The organism is Candidatus Clostridium eludens (assembly GCF_045310515.1).
Taxonomy (GTDB): domain Bacteria; phylum Bacillota; class Clostridia; order Clostridiales; family Clostridiaceae; genus Clostridium_B; species Clostridium_B eludens.
Window position 1 is genome coordinate 1 of record NZ_JBJHZX010000027.1, and the last position, 17,869, is coordinate 17,869.

Genomic DNA, 17,869 nt, shown 5'->3' on the forward strand with positions numbered 1-17,869 from the left:
CAGCACTCCATGAAAGTATTTATTGAAATTTTTAGAAGATTAACTTGTTATAACCATATATATGTCCATACGTCAGGCCCGCTTGGAGCAATTGCAGAGAGGCAGAAAAAAGGTGAAAAAGACAAAGAAAAAGATCAGCATTCTACGCAATTTTATCGGCTACAGGGAATATCCTAAATATGGCTTTATCCAGCGTTTTTTCGTTTATAGGCAGGCGCTGCTGAAGGAAGCCGACAAGCTTGTGCAAAAAGGAGTTATCCGAGATAGGGAAGATATTTATTATCTGTTTTTTGAGGAGTTTAGGGAGGTTGTGAAAACAAAACGCTTGGATTATAGCACTATAACCAAGCGAAAAGCGGAATATGAGGTCTATGAGAAGCTGACGCCGCCTCGATTGATGACATCTGAAGGAGAGATCATAACGGGTGAATACAACTCAGGAGATATTCCTCAGGGTGCTTTGGCGGGGATTCCAGTTTCATCAGGAATTATCGAAGGCCGGGCCCGAGTCATTTTAAACATGGAGAATGCCAATGTAGAGGAAGGTGACATTTTAGTTACAAAATTCACAGACCCTGGTTGGACTCCGGTGTTTGTATCTATTAAGGGCCTGGTTACGGAAGTAGGCGGAATGATGACCCATGGTGCTGTTGTTGCAAGAGAATACGGCCTTCCTGCAGTGGTAGGCGTGGAAAATGCAACGAAGCTGATTAACGATGGACAGAAGATACGGATAAATGGAACGGAAGGGTATGTGGAAATTCTATAGGATGTTAAAATGATGACAAGAGATAAGAGACCTTGAAGGCAAATAAGAGCATAAGGTATATATTAGAGTAAAAAGATGATTTCTACGTTAAATAGGAGTCATCTTTTTTATTTAATTTAGTTTCATATATTTTAGATGGCTGTCCATTTGGATAGAAGCCTTCTCCTATGTATTTAAAACCATACTTTTCATAAAACTCATTTAACTCAGTGCAAAGATAAATACTCTCAAAACCCTCTAATTCAGCATCTTTCTTTACCTGCTCAATCAGTAAATTTCCCATTGTTTTTCCCCTATGCTCTTTTTCGACATAAAGTGAACATAACCATGGCGATAAGTCTATTCTATTTATAAAATCATGGTCTATTAATCCTATACAGCCGACAATTTGGTTATTAATTTCTAATAGATACCAATATGGAACAGATTTCTTGGTGCTTATACATTCTAAAATACTGTCTTCATATAATTGGTAATTAGTTTCATTCCCCCATTTACTGTGAATATATTTTGCAGCAATTTCTTTATAATTTGGCTCTTGCCTTACAGAAATAATTCTCATGTATTTTCCCCTTTAACTCAGTATACTATCATTATTTTTTTCTTGCGGATACAAGCAGCATCATCGGCCGACGCAATTCGTCCAACATTTCTGGTACAGTGTAGAGCAAATCTTCTGTTGGTTTTGGCTCAACAAGTCCTGTTATTTGAAATCCTGCTTTTATAAGGTTACTTATGTATGTTGTCAATGCTTTATGATATTTTAGAACTTCTTCACCTAAAAAAGTAGCTTTGCGTATACCCTCGGTAAAATATTGGTCAACAGGCCAATGTAGGCGATTGCCCTGGTTGTCATAGTACCAATTTTGTGGCCCTTGTGATGTAAAAATTGGATGCTCTACAGAGAACACAAAATCTCCACCACCTGAAAGACATTTGCTTATTTTGCTTAAGATATCTTCAAATGACTGAATGTAATGAAGTGCCAAAGAACTTATAACAACATCAAAGCAGTTAATGGGAAAATCAATATCTTCTATAAGACATCTACGTATTATTTATTAGTAATTATATCATATAATTCACTTGATTGAATTATCTCTGACACTAACTATAGGCAGCGATAATTTATTATAGAAACACTAATTATTAAACCAGAAGAAAAAAATGGTATAATATAGTTAAAGCACTGTTCAGTAGATTTGATTCTAAAGAGTGGGGTGCTTTTTATTGATTATTATCTTAGAAAATGGAGTTAACAATTTGAGATAAAATAATATAAAAATGGAGATTAAAAATGGGAAGATATAGTAGTTTATTAAAATTAAAACCTTATATCAAGAACTGTAAATTATGGTTAATTAGCGGCATAATAGGCATGGTTATTTGTTCAGTAATATATGTGCCTGTACCATATTTGATTGGATATATAATAGATAAGATTTTACTAAAGCACAGCAGTTATGTTGATTTGTATAAGTTTAGTGCTACTTTAGCGTTGTTGTACATATTAAAGTATGTCATATCCATATTTTCAAAAAAGCTTTTTATAAAAGTAGAGAATTTTGTGGTAAATGAAATAAGAATGTCCATGATGGATAAAATAATTGATTTGCCCATGAGTTTTTTATCTAAAAATGAAAAGGGGTATGTATTAAGCAGAATTTCTGAATGCTCAAGCATAGGAAGATTGTTTTCTCCTATGTTTGTAAGTACATTTTTAGGTATTTTTGATTTGATATTTGCACTTATTATGATGGTTACTTTAAATTACAAGGTAACAATTGCAGTATTAATCTTGGTTCCAATATATTATTTTACAGTAAAATCTTCATCAAAACAGTTAACTGAAAGTACAAAAGTATTACTGGAAACTTCAGCAATTTTAAGTGGGGAAACTTATGAAGTTCTAAATGGCATAGAAGAGATAAAAATATTAGGTGGGAAGGAAACTCAATTAATTAAATTTAAAAATAAATTAGAGGCTATGGTAAAGAGTGGGATAAAGCAAAGTAAGCAATTGTTGCTTTTTATGGAGAATATCACGCTAGTAAATAATTTAGCTACAATGATAATATTGTTAATTTCAGGTGTACTGATTTTAAAGGGTGAACTAACCATTGGAATATATACAGCTTTTGCAACCTATATGAATAAGGTGTTTGGAAGCACAATGTCTTTTGGTAATTTGGGCATGACATTAAAACCAGTATGTGTTAGTATTGAAAGAATTCAGGAATTTTTAGACTTAACAGATGAAAATGGGAATAGAACTGAAATTATAGAAGAGGCAATTGAAACAATTAATATTCAAAATTTAAGCTTTAAATATGATGCTGATGGACAGAATATCATTAATAATTTAAATTTTGTTATTAATAAAGGAGATAAGATTTTCTTAAAGGGAGAAAATGGCACGGGTAAATCTACATTGATAAAAATTCTTTTAGGATTATACGATCCATCAGAAGGGGAAATTTTTATTAATAATAAGAGATATTCTAACTTATATAAAAAAAGTGTAAGAAAGAGAATAGGAGTTGTATCTCAAAATATATTTTTATTTAAAGGAAGTGTTTTGGAGAATATATTATATGGACAAGCTGATAAGAATAAGGAAGATGTAGTTGCTTTAATTAAAGAATATCACCTGGAAAAGTATATAGATAGTTTGGACAAGGACTTGGAAACTGAGATTAGTCAAAATGGTATAGGAATATCAGGTGGTCAAACTCAAATTATTGCATTTTTAAGAGCTACAATAACTGAAAAAGATATTATTATATTGGATGAGGCTACTTCAAATCTAGACATAGAAACCAGAGAAGTTATTCTTAGAATACTAAGGGAGAAAAGTATTGCCAATATTATAATTGTCATTTCTCATCAAGAAGAAGGAATAGAGTTTACTAACAAAACACTTTATTTAAAAAAGTAAATCAGGAATATTTTATATCTATATTGTATAAAAACAATGAATAATCAAATAATAAAAATAATAATAGGAATAAAAAGTAACTATTTTCACCTCTATTATTCATACTTTATTTTAAAAATGATATTATGTTATGGTAGGAGGGTAATTAAATGGAAAATATAGTGAGAATACAAGAAATTGAAATTAAAAACTTTAAAAATGTGTCGTATGGAAATGTAGCTTTTGATAGTTATAAAAGAGGAAAAGTTTTTTTAAATTCATATAGTTCTGATATATTAGGTTTATATGGTCAAAATGGTTCAGGAAAAACCAGTATGGTTGAAGGAATTGATATTTTAAAATCAATCTTATCAGGGGAAGAACTTGATAAAAATATAAAAAATTTGTTATCTTACAGCGTAAATTCTTCTGCTTTCAAATATACATTTACCATACAAATAGATAATAATAAATATATGGTTTACTATAACTTTAAGCTAAGATGTGATGATGAAGATGATAGAATAGAAATTTATGAAGAATGTATTAAATACTGCCATATAGATATGGAGAATAAAAAAATATATCCTAGTAAAAGTATCATTGAGTTTTATATGGATAAGAATTTAGATAATATCTTTAATCCAATAAAGAATTATAAACTTATTACAAAGCAAAATGAGAATTTTAGAACAAGTTTGATGGTATCTAAAGAATTAGCTAAGGAAAAGAGCACTTCGTTTATTTTCAACAAAAAAAGTATGGACATATTTAAAAAAGGTTTTACTGGTGAAAATGAATTATATTTTGCAATTATTCATTCTCTTCAAAATTATGCTATTACCTCTTTTGTAATAAAGAATGATTATTTAGGGCATATTGATTTAAGAGTTATTATGCCTTTTAGCTTTATGATAGGCAGTGATAAAGGTTTAGCAAGAGGAACCATTATGATTGCCCTATTTGATACAAGTACAGTTAGTGTATATGTGTTTGAAATATTAAATAAAGTAATTGAACAAATAAATATTGTTCTAAAGTCACTTATACCAGGATTAACTATAGAAACAAAAGTCATAAAAGAGGAACTTATGAAAAATGGAGAAGCAGGAGAAGTATTTGAACTACTTTCAGTAAGAGATGATGTTAAAATTCCATTAAAATATGAATCAGATGGTATAAAGAAAATAATATCTATTCTAAGTGCACTTATAGCAATGTACAATAATGAAAGAATTTGTGTTGTAATAGATGAATTGGATTCAGGTGTTTTTGAGTTTTTACTGGGAGAATTATTAAGTGTATTAAAAGAAAAAGCTAAAGGACAGTTGATATTTACCTCTCATAATCTTAGGGCTTTAGAAGTTTTGGATAAAAATGATATAGTTTTTACTACAACAAACCCTGAAAACAGATATATAAAACTAAAGAATGTTAAAAAAAGCAATAACCTAAGAGATTTCTATTTGCGTGAGATTTTCTTAGGTGATCAAAATGAAGTTATTTATAATCAAACCAAAAGTTATGCTATAAGTCGAGCTTTCAGGAAAGCAGGAGTAAAAAATGAGTAGAGCGAAAGTAATAATTTTTATCGTAGAGGGTATTTCTGACAAAGAAGCCCTTAATGGTATTTTATCGGAACTATATGATGAAAAAAGGTTTGTCTTTTCTATAGTAGATGGTGATATAACTACTCAGAATTCTAGTAAAGTAGATACTATACGTGCTAAAATAGGTGATTATATAAATAAAGCAGCACAGAGGGATAAATTTCTCAAAACAGATGTAGAAAGGGTAGTACACCTTATAGATACAGATGGTATTTATATTCCAGATAAAAATATAATAATCAACCATACAATAAATATATTATATACTGAAAATAATATAGAAACTGATAATGTTAATAGTATTATTGCGAGAAATGAGAAGAAGAGGTCTATACTTAATATTTTGAGTACTATGCCAGCTATATATAAAGGGAAAAATAGTATTCCTTATTATATGTTTTATATGTCTTGTAATTTAGAACATGTATTACACAACGTACAAAATGCTATAAAAGAAGAAAAGGTTAATTTGGCAGAAAAATTAGAAGATAAGTATATTGATAATCCACATGAATTTATAAAATTTATGAGTGAAAGTGATTTTACTGTGCCAGGAGCTTATAAGGATACGTGGGATTTTATTAAGCAAGATTTAAACTCACTTCATAGGTATAGCAATTTTCATTTGTTTTTTAACATGGATAAGGAAGAGGAGTTTTAATAATTCATCTTCCCTAGCTTAAATTTTACTAACTTGTGAATTTGAATATATTTTTTGTTATTCCCAGCCTTTACATATATTTATCCACTCACAATACCCGGAATATTCCTCTAATTCTGGAAGGGTAAGCTCAATTGCACTGTTGCGGCTTCCGCAGGCAGGGAACACTGTTTCAAATCTTTTTAAAGATTCGTCCAAATAAACTTGGATTTCTTTGCTAATACCAAAGGGGCAGACACCTCCCACAGGATGTCCGATTAGTTCCATAACGTTATCGCCTTTAAGCATAGCTGCCTTTGTATGGAACTGTGATTTATATTTAGAGTTGTCTACTTTAGCATCTCCCGCCATTACAATGAGAATGGCTTTTTCATTTACCATAAAGGACATGGTTTTTGCGATCCTTTTTTCTTCGCAGTTCAGTGCTTTAGCAGCTTCTTCTACGGTGGCACTGGATATGGGAAGTTCCTGTACTCTATCTGCTATATTCCATTTTTCAAAAAACTTTTTTACAATTTCAACTGACATAGTTATCCTCCTGTTCATGATAATCTTGATTTCTATTGTACTCTAATATACACTATAAGAAAAGTAAGTAGGTGGAAGCTAGCTTTTGCTAGCTTGGAACCTGTCTACATTCAAAATTGAAGGAAATAATTTCATCCAAATCATTACAACTGCTATAGTTCCCATACCTCCAATAAGCACCGCAGGTACAGTTCCAAATAAAGAGGCTGTAATACCTGATTCGAATTCACCAAGCTGATTGGATGTACCTATGAAAATCATGTTTACAGAACTGACTCTCCCTCTCATGTAATCTGGAGTTTGAAGTTGTACAAGTGTAGAACGAATAATAACACTTATCACATCTGAAGCACCTAGTACAAAAAGTGCTAAGAAAGATATAATAACAGATTTCGATATCGCAAAAACAATAGTAGATAAGCCAAAGAATATTACTGCTGTGAACATAGTTCGTCCAACTTTGTGTTTTAAAGGCTTCTTTGCAAGATAGGCAGACATTAACAGTGCTCCCGCAGCGGGTGCTGATCTGAGTACACCAAGTCCAAAGGAACCTATCATTAAAATTTTACTTGCATAAATTGGAAGCAGGGCTGTAGCACCGCCAAATAATACTGCAAACAAGTCTAAGGATATTGAACCTAATATGATAGGTCTGCTTTTGATAAAAGATATTCCTGCAAATAATGATTTCAAGCTTGGAGGTTCTGATTTAAAATCCTCTTTTCTGGTTAAAATTTGAGATATAAGTGTCCCAGATAATATGAGCAAAGTTCCAGTTAGTGCATAAACCAGTGTTGCTCCAAAAGAATAAAGTATGCCTCCAATGGCTGGTCCTATGATAACGGCAAATTCAGAAGCAGAGGACATTAAAGCTGAAGCTCTTGGAAAAATACCGCCGCTTACAATATTGGGTAATAAAGATTGCATTGGCGGTCCCTCAAAGGCGTGAGCCACAGCTATAAAGAAAATAATTATAAGAAAATTTTCTTTGGTAATCCATCCATTGTAATTGCTTAAAGCTAAAATCAGAATAAAAATGCTCTGAGTTATTTGACTTAGAGTTACTATTTTTTTTCGTTCATATCTATCTGATATATGACCAACAAAAAGAGACAGAAAAAGTACTGGTAAAAATTGAACTAGACCAACAAGGCCAAGGTAAAAAGCAGAATGGGTAAGCGAATACATTTGCCAGCCAATGGCTACTGTGATCATTTGATAAGCAAAATTAGTGGATACTCTTGCCGCAATTAATAATCTCAAAGATTTATTTTTCAGTAAAGTTGAGTCTTGAATTAAAGCCATTATAGTCAAAACCTTTCTATAAGTATGATTGCAATATGTTAAAGTAGTATTAGTAACTTTAGTTAGATAATTCTAAAAATGAAATTACCTTATATAGGCTAAATATACTCAATAATATAAGTATATATCTTAAGATGTATAAGAACAACAAGTTGATAAACAAATTAGAAAATCCATTACTAAAAAGGATACTTTTAAGAGGTGGAAATATGACTAACACAAAAGCCGCATGGAAAGCACTTGTAATAATTTTTATTTTATCTAGTATTTTCTGTGCCATTTACTACCATTTTCATAGTGACAAAAATAAAACTGAAATTTATTCTCGGTTGCAAGTTGAAAATGTAATAAACAATTTTTTTATAGAAATTAAGAATGGAAATCTTGAAGATACTTCACAATATATTGATTTAAATAACAAATATTATAATTTAGATTTTAAATTAATGAATAGCACCAATCAGAGTATGTTAAAGAGCATTTTTACAAAAATTGATTATAAAATAGTACATGTATCTATAAGGGGTTCTTCTGCTAAAGCTAGAGTACAAATTGTATCTATAGATTTGTTAAACCTTTATGGAAAGTATTCTAAAGAATTAAATCCCTTAGTACAGGCTTATTTAAATGGGGATAAAATGGAAAGAATACAGGCAAAAAGTAATATAAAAGCTATTTTAGCAAATAAAATAAGTAAAGATATTGAAGAAGAAAATTATCAAAAGTTAACTGGAATTATAAAGATAAGTTTAAAAAAGAAAGATGGAAAATGGATTATAGAACCAGATAAGGATTTAATATATTATTTAACAGGAAAATTCACAGTACTAATGAGCAAGTAAAAGCAGCATATGATATAATTTAAAAGTAAAAACTATTTGTATTTTTCTAATATAAGTTATATGAGGTATATGAATATGATATATACATATGAAGATAATTGTAATAAACAATTGAAAATTGACTGTGAAAAGTGTTTCGGCTTATGCTGTGTAGCACTGTACTTCTCGGCTTCGGAAGGGTTTCCAACAAATAAAGATGCGGGTAAGCCATGCGTAAACTTAAAATCGGATTTTACCTGTTCTGTTCATAAAAATCTTAGAAATAAGGGCCTTAAGGGCTGTACTGCTTATGATTGCTTTGGCGCTGGCCAAAAGGTATCTCAAGTTACCTGCTGCGGACATGACTGGCTGCAAGTCCCCGAATCTGCTAATCAAATGTTTGAAGCCTTTCTGATTATGAGGCAGCTTCATGAAATGTTATGGTATCTTAATGAAGCATTTATTTTGCAAACTGATCGTGATATAAAAGAGAAGATAAGTTCATTGATTAACAATACTGAGCGCCTTACCTTTCTCAACATGGATTCTTTATTAGTACTAGACATAGTATCTCATCGTACCAAGGTTAACATACTGCTTAAAAGTACCAGTGAACTGGTACGTACTAAAGCTCGTCCTGGAAAGAACATTTCTTCAGGAAATAGGAATACTAACTCCCGGCCATTAGATTATTTTGGATCAAACTTGACAAGAACCAATCTTAAAGGTGCAGATTTAAGAGGGGCATGTCTTATTGCAGCAAACCTTAGAGGAGTGGATTTGAGTGGGGCTGATCTTATTGGAGCTGATTTGCGGGATGCAGATCTTCGTGGAGCTAATCTTACATATAGCATTTTTCTTACCCAGGCTCAGATTAACACAGCTAAAGGCAATTTACATACAAAGCTGCCTATGATGTTAACTCGCCCAATTCATTGGTTAGAACATCAAAAAAAGGTAAAAAACGGTTAAATACTACAAAATTTTTTCAAAATAAAACTTAATTTTGTTAAGTTTTATTTTTTTGTAAAAAATAGAAGGAAAATTTAAAATATTGTAGAATTTATAAAATAAAGTTTTTTATTCTAAAGGAGGATATTAAAAATGAAATCTTTTAAAAATGAGCTGTTAAAGAGAAGTATGAAAACGTTAGGTGTTTTGTCTTTGTTTTTGGCATCTATAGTTTTGGTTCCAACGTGTCCAATGGGTTACCATCAACCCAAATGCCCTGATGAACTCTTAAAGTAATTACTTAGGTTTCTATAAATGTTGTGATTAAAAACATTAATTTCTGATCTACAACATTTATAGAAACCCTAGAATGAAAGGAGGAATTATATGATCGATGTTATAAGAGAATTGGTAATAGATATCATAGACGCTGTACTTCTTTTAAGTATTTTTCAAGCATTATACAATAATAAAAGATTTATAATACAGAATAAAATTAGAACAGTACTATTCTGTATATTGTTTGTTTTCGGAACTTATTGGAGTACATTTCATATATTAAAAGTTTATCACACATTATTTCTTGTAGTATTTTATATTTTATTACTTGCCTACATTATAAAAATAAAGATTTTTGATTCTATAGTTATAGCTTCTTTATTTTTTACAATACTTTTTACTACGGAATCCTTCACTCAAATCATTGAAATGCTTATATTTAACGTAAATTTAAATCAAGCTTTTTTAAATCCCCAATATGTATGGATTGCTATAATAACCTCTACAACATTGCAAATACTTATTGTATCAATGATTTTTAAATTTAACTCATATTTTGTTAAACTTAAATTATTTGAAAAAGAAGGAGCCATCTTTGCTAACTTAATACTTGAATTAGGTGCGTTCACTTTATTTATATTTTGTGTTAACTATGGTATTTTTAACATAAAACGTATTGAAATCTATAATGTTTTTATTTTTGTTATTTATTTTGTATTTTTAATAGCAAAATTCAGAAGCTTACAGGAAAAACAGCTAGCTGTGGATATAAGTATCAAGTATAAAATTCAAGAACACCAAATTAAAAATATGGAGGAAATAATCAGTATAATTAGGCAGGAAAAACATGATTTTGCCAACCATATTAATGTTATACAGGGACTATGTTTGTTAAATAAGCCTGATACTGTAGAAAAGATAGACAAGTATGTACGAGGAATTTCAGATACAATACATTCTTCTTTTAGATATTTAGATACAGGGAATGATTACATAGACGGACTATTATCCATAAAGAACAACTATGCAGTAAAAAATAATATGGACTTTAAGGTAGATATTTACGAGCTTTTTAGTTTGTTAAAAATTAGACAAGATGAATTAATAAGTATTATAAGTAACCTTGTAGATAATGCATTTGAAGCATTTCACCTTACATCAAATATTAAGTATAAGAAAATATCCATTGCTACTTTTATGGAAGATAGAAACTTTTGTATTGAGGTAGCTGACAATGGAGATGTTATTCCTGAAAATATAATAGAGAAAGTTTTTAACAAAGGTTTTTCTACAAAAATTAAACAAAATGATACCCATGGATTCGGATTGTATATTACTAAACAATTAGTTGAAAAAAATAACGGAACTATATCTGTAGAAAGTATTCCAGGAAGAACTAAATTTTTGGTGAAATTTAAAATGGAGTAGATATATAAATGGGTAAAATTATGTTACGACTTTTACCCATTTATGTTGGTATGAAATGTAACCTTTTATACATTAAAAATGTCTATCTTCTTTTGCTAAAACCTCATTCATACTTCCAGTTCTATAACCTAATATATCTAAAGTAACATATGTAAATCCTATATCCTTAAACTTATTACCTACTTTATCCATAAATTCAATACTAAAAAATTTCTCTCTTTCTTCAGGTGAAACCTCAATTCTGGCTATTTTTTCATGGTATCTTACTCTAACTTGTCTTATTCCCATGTCAATGAGAAATTGTTCAGCTTCCTCTACCATCTTTAATTTAGGTAAAGTTATCTTATTTCCATAAGGAAATCTAGAGGATAGACATGCAAAAGATGGCTTATCCCAGGTTGGAAGTCCAAATTTCTTTGACAATTGCCTAATGTCATCTTTAGTTAAATCTGCTTGTTTAAGTGGACTTATCACTTCTAGTTCTGTTGCTGCCTGCATTCCTGGTCTAAAATCATTCATATCATCTAAATTAGAACCATCGAAAATATATTCTGCTCCATTATCCAAAGCAACTTCTTTTATCTTTGTAAAAAGTTCTTTTTTACAATAATAACATCTATTTATGGAGTTGTTTGCAAAGCCCTCAATTTCAAGTTCTTCAGAAGAAATTATGACATGCTTCACTCCTATATCTTTTGCATAATTAATTGCCTCTTTTAACTCTCTTTCAGGATAAGTGGATGAGGTTGCTGTTACCGCCACTAATTTATCTCCTAATACTTCATGTGCTACTTTTACAAGAAATGTGCTGTCTACTCCCCCTGAAAATGCTACAGCTGCACTTCCTTTTTCTTTAATTATATCTTTAAGTAATTGTAATTTTTCATTAAGTACCATACAAATGAGCCGTTGCCAAAAATCCATAAGACTTTATAAAAAGATTATAAAAGTTTATTACTTTGTTTCTTTCCTACTTCATAGTGTTCCATTTTGCCGAGACTACTTTGGTTTGTATAACACTCTATAGGCTTTGCTACTTTTCAGTAGTGGGTTGTAACGAATACCCAATTTAGAATATCTTTTAAGCTGATATTTCTAAACCATACTTTGCAAGGTTATAGGAAGCATTCTTATCTCTATCAGCTGCAAATCCACATTCGCATTTATAAGTTCTATCTGATAGCTTTAAGTCTTTTTTTATCCTACCACACTGGCTACAAGTTTTACTTGAAGGATAAAATGTCGGTACTTGGATAAACTCTATTCCATATTTAGCACATTTATTTTTCATTTGAGTAATAAACATACTAAATCCCTGCTCTGCTATTGCCTTTGACAAGTGCTTATTTTTCATCATATTAGATACTTTTAAATCTTCCATAACTACTCTAAAAGGTTTGGCTTTCACTATTTTAGAAGTAGCTTGATGTATATGATTTTCTCTAATATGTGCTAATTTACTATGAAGTTTTTTAATCTTCTTTTCAAGTTTTGCAATGTTCCAGGTCTTTTGGTAACATGTTCCTTTCTTATTTTTTTCATATTTTCGTGAACATTGTCTTTGTAGTCTTTTTAATTTTTTTATTAGTCCTTTAACCTTTGCTGTCTTATTAATATTCTTTGTGTCTAATTCGTCAATATTAGTTACTGAAAGTGTTTTGATACCTAAATCTACACCTACAGTAAAGTTTTTTAACTGTTCTTTTTTATCTTCCACTTCAATTTCAACGGCAACGGAAAGTACCCATACTCTACCATTAAAACTCATTCTTGGATTACTGAATTTATTTACTTTTGATAAATCAATGTCGTAGTTATGCCTACATTGTACTTTACCTATCTTTTCAAGATTAACTATGTTTTCTTTAAAGTAGATTTTATCGTATCTTGAATAAAATTTATCCTTAGATTTTCGCTTGCTTTTGAACTTAGGAAAACCACTTCCATTAAAAAAATTTTTATAGGCTTTATCTAAATCTCTTAGGGATTCTTTTAAGGTAGCATTGCTAACCTCATATAGCCATTCAAAACCTTCTTGATTTTTAAGTTTTGTCAATTCCACACCTAATTCTGCAACTGATAACTTCTTTTTAGTGATTTCATAATGTTTTATCTGCTTATCTAATCCCCAATTAAACACATATCGCATCGAGCCTATGTGTTTCCACATAAGAACTTCCTGTTCTTTAGATGGGAAAAGTCTAATATTAATTGCCCTTTTCATCTTCTAACAGCTCCTTAATCATTTTTTTGCTTATTGCTTGATACTCTGCAATATCCAATTATTTTACGTTTCCGTTGCCTATTATCGTTTTTAAAACCAAAGAAATGATTAAGCTGTTCCTGTGAGTAGTATCTATAGCCACTTTCTATTACATGGTGTGGCATTTATAACTTATTAATAATACTGGCATTATATGCTGCACCAAATCCATTATCTATATTTACTACACTAACGCCGCTTGCACAGCTATTTAACATAGATAAAAGTGCTGAAAGGCCTCCGAAGTTCGCTCCATAACCGACACTTGTAGGAACTGCTATAATTGGCTTATCTACCAGGCCTCCCACAACACTTGCAAGAGCCCCTTCCATTCCGGCAATAACTATAATGACTTTTGCTCCTCTTATAATATCTAACCTTGCAAATACTCGGTGGATACCAGCAACCCCCACATCTGTAATTTTTTCTATTCTATTTCCAAATATTATTGCTGTTTCTGCTGCTTCTTCTACTACTGGCAAATCAGATGTTCCCGCTGAAACTATGGCAATATAGCTATTTGTTAGACTTTCTTCTTTTTTTCGGATAGTAATTGTTCTGCCAAGATAATTGTATTTGGCATCTGGACATATTTCCTTTACTGAATTATAAATCTCCTCACTAGCTCGAGTAGCTAGAATATTATTATCTTTTGTAATCATAAATTGAATGATATTTTTTACTTGTTCTACTGTTTTTCCTGCACAATATATTACTTCAGGGTATCCCATTCTTATTTCTCTATGATTGTCAATTTTAGCAAAGTCCAAATCCTTAAAAGGTAAATCTTCAAATTTTTTTACAGCTTCTTCTATTTCAATTTTATTAGTTTTTACAGATTCAAGTAATTTTCTTATATCATTCTTATCCATTATATTCCCCCTAGTACCTTATGAATATATATCATTCTCTTCCATTACCTTTTGAATTTCTCTATAAACTTCTCTGATAGGTATATTGTTTTGTTTTGCTATGGCTTTACAATCTTCATATTCTGGTTTGTATTTAATTAATTCACCTTGATAATATGAGTTTTTTACATTTATATATCCATATTGAGTTTTGACTTTTAAAAAGTCTCTGTGAAGCATTACTTTTTCAACTTCAAATTTTCTAATGCCGATGGAAGTAGTTTCTTTAAAAATTACCTCCATTACACCTTTTTCATTCTTTTCATCCACTAATATACTTAGTTTTATGGCAGGTCTTCCTTTTTTCATAATAATAGGGGTCTTAAATACATCTAAGGCCCCTTTGTCAAAAAGCCTTTCTTCAACATAACTATAGAATTCCGGATTCATATCATCTATATTGGTTTCCAGTACATATTGTTTTTCTATTTCCTCATGTTTTTTCTCCTTACCTAAATATACTCTCAGTACATTAGGGATTTCCAGATCCCTGTTTCCTATTCCATATCCAATTTTATCTACTAAGAATTCCATTTTATTGGAAAACTTTGTAACATTTTCCGCCAAAATCGCTGCTCCTGTAGGGGTAGTAGTCTCAAAGGATACTATGCCAGACTTAACTGGTATATCTTTTAATATATTAACAGTTGCTGGTGCAGGAACAGGTATAAGACCATGTGCACATTTTACAAATCCGCCTCCCACCTGAACAGGTGAAGCTATAATTTTATCAACCTTCAAATAATCTAGCCCTACTGCTGCTCCTACAATATCTATAATAGAATCTACAGCACCCACTTCATGAAAATGAACCTCGTATATAGATGTTCCATGAACTTCAGCCTCTGCCTGTGCTATTCTCATGAATATATTCAGGCTCAGCTTTTTTATTTTTTCACTTAAATCACTTGTATTTATTATAGTTTCAATGTCTTTTAAATTTCTATGGTGACTGTGTTCATCATGATAATGATAATTTTCATGATTGTGACTGTGTTGTTCTTTTAGAATTACATCAACCTTAGTTCCTGATATACCCTTTTTAATACTTTTTTTAATTTCTATTTCATACTCAGAATTCAAATTGAGCTTTGAAAGTTCTCTTATTAAATATTCTTTGTCTACACCTAAATCAATTAATGCTCCTAAGTTCATATCTCCGCTTATTCCGCAGAAACAATCATAATATAATACCTTCATTTTTTATGCTCTCCAATACATTTTTTATCAAGTGATTCTAGGTTCAGGTGGAATTTGATTATGAAAAATGCTTTTCTCCATTAAATTTTATTCAAATAGTGATTTAACTTTTTTCAGTTTTTCACGAATTGGAATACTTTGTGGACAATGAGTTTCACATTTACCGCATTCTACACAATTTGATGCCTTTTGATCAGGTGGAAGAAATCCGTAAGTTTCATCTTTTTCAAACATACTATGATTATTATAAGAACTGAAACATCTAGGAATATTTACACCTGAAGGACATGGCATACAGTATCCACAGGCCGTACAATTAACTTTCACTTTTCCTTTAATGATATCTTTAACTTCATCAATTATATTTAATTCTTTTTCTGTCAAGGAATTTTCTTTTGCTTCACTGGCTATTTTTATGTTTTCTATAACTTGTTCTATAGAATTCATACCGCTGAGAACAACTGATACTTCTGGGTGATTCCATATCCATCTTAACCCCCACTCTGACGGAGTTCTTTTTATATTTGCTTCACTGAAAGTGCTTTTAGCTTCCTCAGGAAGATTATTAACAAGCTTTCCTCCTCTAAGGGGTTCCATAATTGTAACTCCTAATCCCTTTTCAGCGGCATATTTTAATCCTTCTGTTCCAGCCTGAAAATCCTCATCTACGTAGTTGTACTGTATTTGACAAAATGACCAATCATAGTAATCAACTATTTCTTTAAAAAGATCCAGTTTATCATGGAATGAAAATCCAGCATGCTTTATTCTGCCATTTTTTATAGCAGAATCTAAAAATTCATCAATGCCATTTTCTTTTAATCTATCCCAATCTCTGCGATTAAGTGAGTGTACCAAATAAAAATCTATATAGTCTGTTTCAAGACGTTCCAATTGTTCATTCAAGTATTTATCCATATCACTTCTTGTTTTTATTAACCAGCTGGGGAGCTTGGTAGCTAATTTAACTTTTTCTCTGTAACCATCTTTTAGTGCCTTTGCTACAAATGGTTCACTTTGCCCGCCTTTACTCATACCAGTTCCATGATAAGGGTATGCAGTATCTATATAATTTACCCCATTGTCAATTGAATAACGAACTAGTTCCATAGCTTTTTTTTCATCAATCTTGGATGAATCCCCTCCTGGAAGGATGGGAAGCCTCATACATCCAAATCCCAAAATTGAAACCATTTCATTTGTTTTTCCAAATTTTCTGTACAGCATTATAATTTTCCTCCTCAAAAATATTTTGAAGTTCATGATTTTCAATGTTTTACCAAATCAAATTTTATTTTATTATAACATAGATTAAATTAATAACTAGTATATTCTTATAGCATCCCAACTCATTTGAATTATTTTTTCGATTTTCTCATCATTTAATTTAAACTCCTCATTTAAACAAGCTTTTACTACCTGATTGATAGGGGTGTAGGCATAAATGATTAATATATTTGTATCCACTTCTTTAAATATGTTTTTACTCTTCCCTTTTTCAAATAGCTGATACATGGGTGAAAATAAGTTCAAGCTTTCTTCACGGCTTAAATTTTGAATTAATGGTGAGTTTGCAAATTGTTCTATAAAAAGAAAATAGTCCTTATGGTTTAAAAGAAAATTGATATAGTTTCTAAATACCGATTCAAATCCTACTTTTATCGGAGTAGATGCATTAATATCATGAAACATTTCCTGGCTCATTTTCTGTTTGATTGTTAGATAAAGTTTGTTAATCATGTCATTTTTATTTTTAAAGTACACATAAATGGTAGAAGGTGACACACTAGCTTTTTTAGCAATCTTGGACATAGATGTGTCAGAAAAACCAATTTCATTAATAAGTTGTATTGTTGCAGTAAAAATGCTTTCTTTTTTATTTTCATCTTTATATCTCATATTTTAATAATAAACGATCATTCGATTATTAGCAAGTCATTTTGAAACATAGGGCATATGTTGATAGGGTGTGTGAAAAAGTGTTTATAATATGGGTTTGTTAGGCTATAATAAAAAGTATGGAAATTCTATGGAAGATATAGAAATTAGACAGGGATTCCTGGAAAACCTATAATATCAATTCAGGCATATTTGTTTTGCTTAACTTTATCCGATCACTACCACTGCTAACACCCCCCATCTTCTATCAAAGTGGGGGATAAGCATTGCTACGTGCCTGGATAAGTTCTTCTAAGGTTCAGCTGGAGAAAAGCAGTTCTCATAAGC

Annotated in this window: 17 protein-coding genes and 3 pseudogenes; 8 read left to right on the forward strand and 12 right to left on the reverse strand. The window is 30.7% G+C overall.

Annotated elements, in window-relative coordinates; translation table 11 throughout:
- Positions 1-79: 79 nt before the first annotated feature.
- Positions 80-769 (forward strand): annotated as a pseudogene (locus ACJDU8_RS16700) (PEP-utilizing enzyme); the annotation flags it as partial.
- A gap of 82 nt (positions 770-851) precedes the next feature.
- Here the strand turns inward: ACJDU8_RS16700 and ACJDU8_RS16705 are convergent.
- The 3 genes and pseudogenes from ACJDU8_RS16705 to ACJDU8_RS26020 all read right to left on the reverse strand — a co-directional run.
- Complete coding sequence (locus ACJDU8_RS16705) at positions 852-1,331, reverse strand: GNAT family N-acetyltransferase (protein WP_406793292.1); 480 nt, start codon at positions 1,329-1,331, stop codon at positions 852-854.
- A gap of 31 nt (positions 1,332-1,362) precedes the next feature.
- The gene (locus tag ACJDU8_RS16710) at positions 1,363-1,680 is read right to left on the reverse strand and encodes a hypothetical protein (protein ID WP_479723073.1); all 318 of its coding nucleotides are present in this window, start codon (positions 1,678-1,680) and stop codon (positions 1,363-1,365) included.
- A 6-nt stretch (positions 1,681-1,686) separates the two neighbouring features.
- Positions 1,687-1,827 (reverse strand): annotated as a pseudogene (locus ACJDU8_RS26020) (methyltransferase domain-containing protein); the annotation flags it as partial.
- Between the two features lie 239 nt (positions 1,828-2,066).
- On the opposite strand from ACJDU8_RS26020, the gene ACJDU8_RS16715 reads away from it, so the two are divergent.
- The 3 genes from ACJDU8_RS16715 (at position 2,067) to ACJDU8_RS16725 (ending at position 5,957) form a co-directional block, all read left to right on the forward strand.
- Complete coding sequence (locus ACJDU8_RS16715) at positions 2,067-3,707, forward strand: ABC transporter ATP-binding protein (RefSeq protein ID WP_406793293.1); 1,641 nt, start codon at positions 2,067-2,069, stop codon at positions 3,705-3,707.
- Between the two features lie 149 nt (positions 3,708-3,856).
- Positions 3,857-5,257 carry an AAA family ATPase gene (locus ACJDU8_RS16720; RefSeq protein ID WP_406793294.1) on the forward strand — a complete coding sequence of 467 codons (1,401 nt, stop codon included), beginning with the start codon at positions 3,857-3,859 and terminating at the stop codon, positions 5,255-5,257.
- A complete protein-coding gene (locus tag ACJDU8_RS16725; protein WP_406793295.1) occupies positions 5,250-5,957 on the forward strand; it encodes a hypothetical protein in 708 nt (235 codons plus the stop codon). Before ACJDU8_RS16720 ends, ACJDU8_RS16725 begins: the two co-directional genes overlap by 8 nt.
- A 57-nt stretch (positions 5,958-6,014) precedes the next feature.
- Here ACJDU8_RS16725 and ACJDU8_RS16730 read toward each other — a convergent pair whose 3' ends face one another.
- Both ACJDU8_RS16730 and ACJDU8_RS16735 read right to left on the reverse strand, forming a co-directional pair.
- Positions 6,015-6,485: a YbaK/EbsC family protein gene (locus tag ACJDU8_RS16730; protein WP_406793296.1), complete on the reverse strand. Its 471-nt coding sequence runs from the start codon at positions 6,483-6,485 to the stop codon at positions 6,015-6,017.
- Between the two features lie 78 nt (positions 6,486-6,563).
- Positions 6,564-7,790: an MFS transporter gene (locus tag ACJDU8_RS16735; protein ID WP_406793297.1), complete on the reverse strand. Its 1,227-nt coding sequence runs from the start codon at positions 7,788-7,790 to the stop codon at positions 6,564-6,566.
- A gap of 209 nt (positions 7,791-7,999) precedes the next feature.
- Here ACJDU8_RS16735 and ACJDU8_RS16740 point away from each other — a divergent pair, with 209 nt between their 5' ends.
- From ACJDU8_RS16740 to ACJDU8_RS16755, 4 genes are all read left to right on the forward strand, one after another.
- Complete coding sequence (locus tag ACJDU8_RS16740; protein ID WP_406793298.1) at positions 8,000-8,632, forward strand: hypothetical protein; 633 nt, start codon at positions 8,000-8,002, stop codon at positions 8,630-8,632.
- A gap of 75 nt (positions 8,633-8,707) precedes the next feature.
- Positions 8,708-9,583, forward strand: coding sequence for a pentapeptide repeat-containing protein (locus ACJDU8_RS16745; protein WP_406793299.1), 876 nt, complete (start codon positions 8,708-8,710; stop codon positions 9,581-9,583).
- 132 nt (positions 9,584-9,715) lie between these two features.
- Complete coding sequence (locus tag ACJDU8_RS16750) at positions 9,716-9,859, forward strand: cyclic lactone autoinducer peptide (protein WP_406793300.1); 144 nt, start codon at positions 9,716-9,718, stop codon at positions 9,857-9,859.
- A gap of 90 nt (positions 9,860-9,949) precedes the next feature.
- Positions 9,950-11,269, forward strand: a complete 1,320-nt coding sequence (locus tag ACJDU8_RS16755) for a sensor histidine kinase (protein WP_406793301.1) — start codon at positions 9,950-9,952, stop codon at positions 11,267-11,269.
- Positions 11,270-11,341: 72 nt separating this feature from the next.
- Here the strand turns inward: ACJDU8_RS16755 and larE are convergent, their stop codons facing one another.
- From larE to ACJDU8_RS16790, 7 genes and pseudogenes are all read right to left on the reverse strand, one after another.
- Positions 11,342-12,166, reverse strand: coding sequence for an ATP-dependent sacrificial sulfur transferase LarE (gene larE, locus ACJDU8_RS16760; protein WP_406793302.1), 825 nt, complete (start codon positions 12,164-12,166; stop codon positions 11,342-11,344).
- A gap of 184 nt (positions 12,167-12,350) precedes the next feature.
- Entirely contained in the window at positions 12,351-13,493 is a 1,143-nt protein-coding gene (locus tag ACJDU8_RS16765) for an RNA-guided endonuclease InsQ/TnpB family protein (protein ID WP_406793303.1), read from the reverse strand.
- A 17-nt stretch (positions 13,494-13,510) separates the two neighbouring features.
- Positions 13,511-13,654: pseudogene (locus ACJDU8_RS16770) on the reverse strand (IS607 family transposase); the annotation flags it as partial.
- A 3-nt stretch (positions 13,655-13,657) separates the two neighbouring features.
- The gene (larB, locus tag ACJDU8_RS16775) at positions 13,658-14,404 is read right to left on the reverse strand and encodes a nickel pincer cofactor biosynthesis protein LarB (RefSeq protein WP_406793304.1); all 747 of its coding nucleotides are present in this window, start codon (positions 14,402-14,404) and stop codon (positions 13,658-13,660) included.
- Between the two features lie 18 nt (positions 14,405-14,422).
- Positions 14,423-15,643, reverse strand: a complete 1,221-nt coding sequence (larC, locus tag ACJDU8_RS16780; RefSeq protein ID WP_406793305.1) for a nickel pincer cofactor biosynthesis protein LarC — start codon at positions 15,641-15,643, stop codon at positions 14,423-14,425.
- Between the two features lie 87 nt (positions 15,644-15,730).
- Positions 15,731-16,870, reverse strand: coding sequence for an aldo/keto reductase (locus tag ACJDU8_RS16785; RefSeq protein WP_406793306.1), 1,140 nt, complete (start codon positions 16,868-16,870; stop codon positions 15,731-15,733).
- A 96-nt stretch (positions 16,871-16,966) separates the two neighbouring features.
- Complete coding sequence (locus ACJDU8_RS16790; protein ID WP_406793307.1) at positions 16,967-17,542, reverse strand: TetR/AcrR family transcriptional regulator; 576 nt, start codon at positions 17,540-17,542, stop codon at positions 16,967-16,969.
- Between the last annotated feature and the right edge of the window lie 327 nt (positions 17,543-17,869).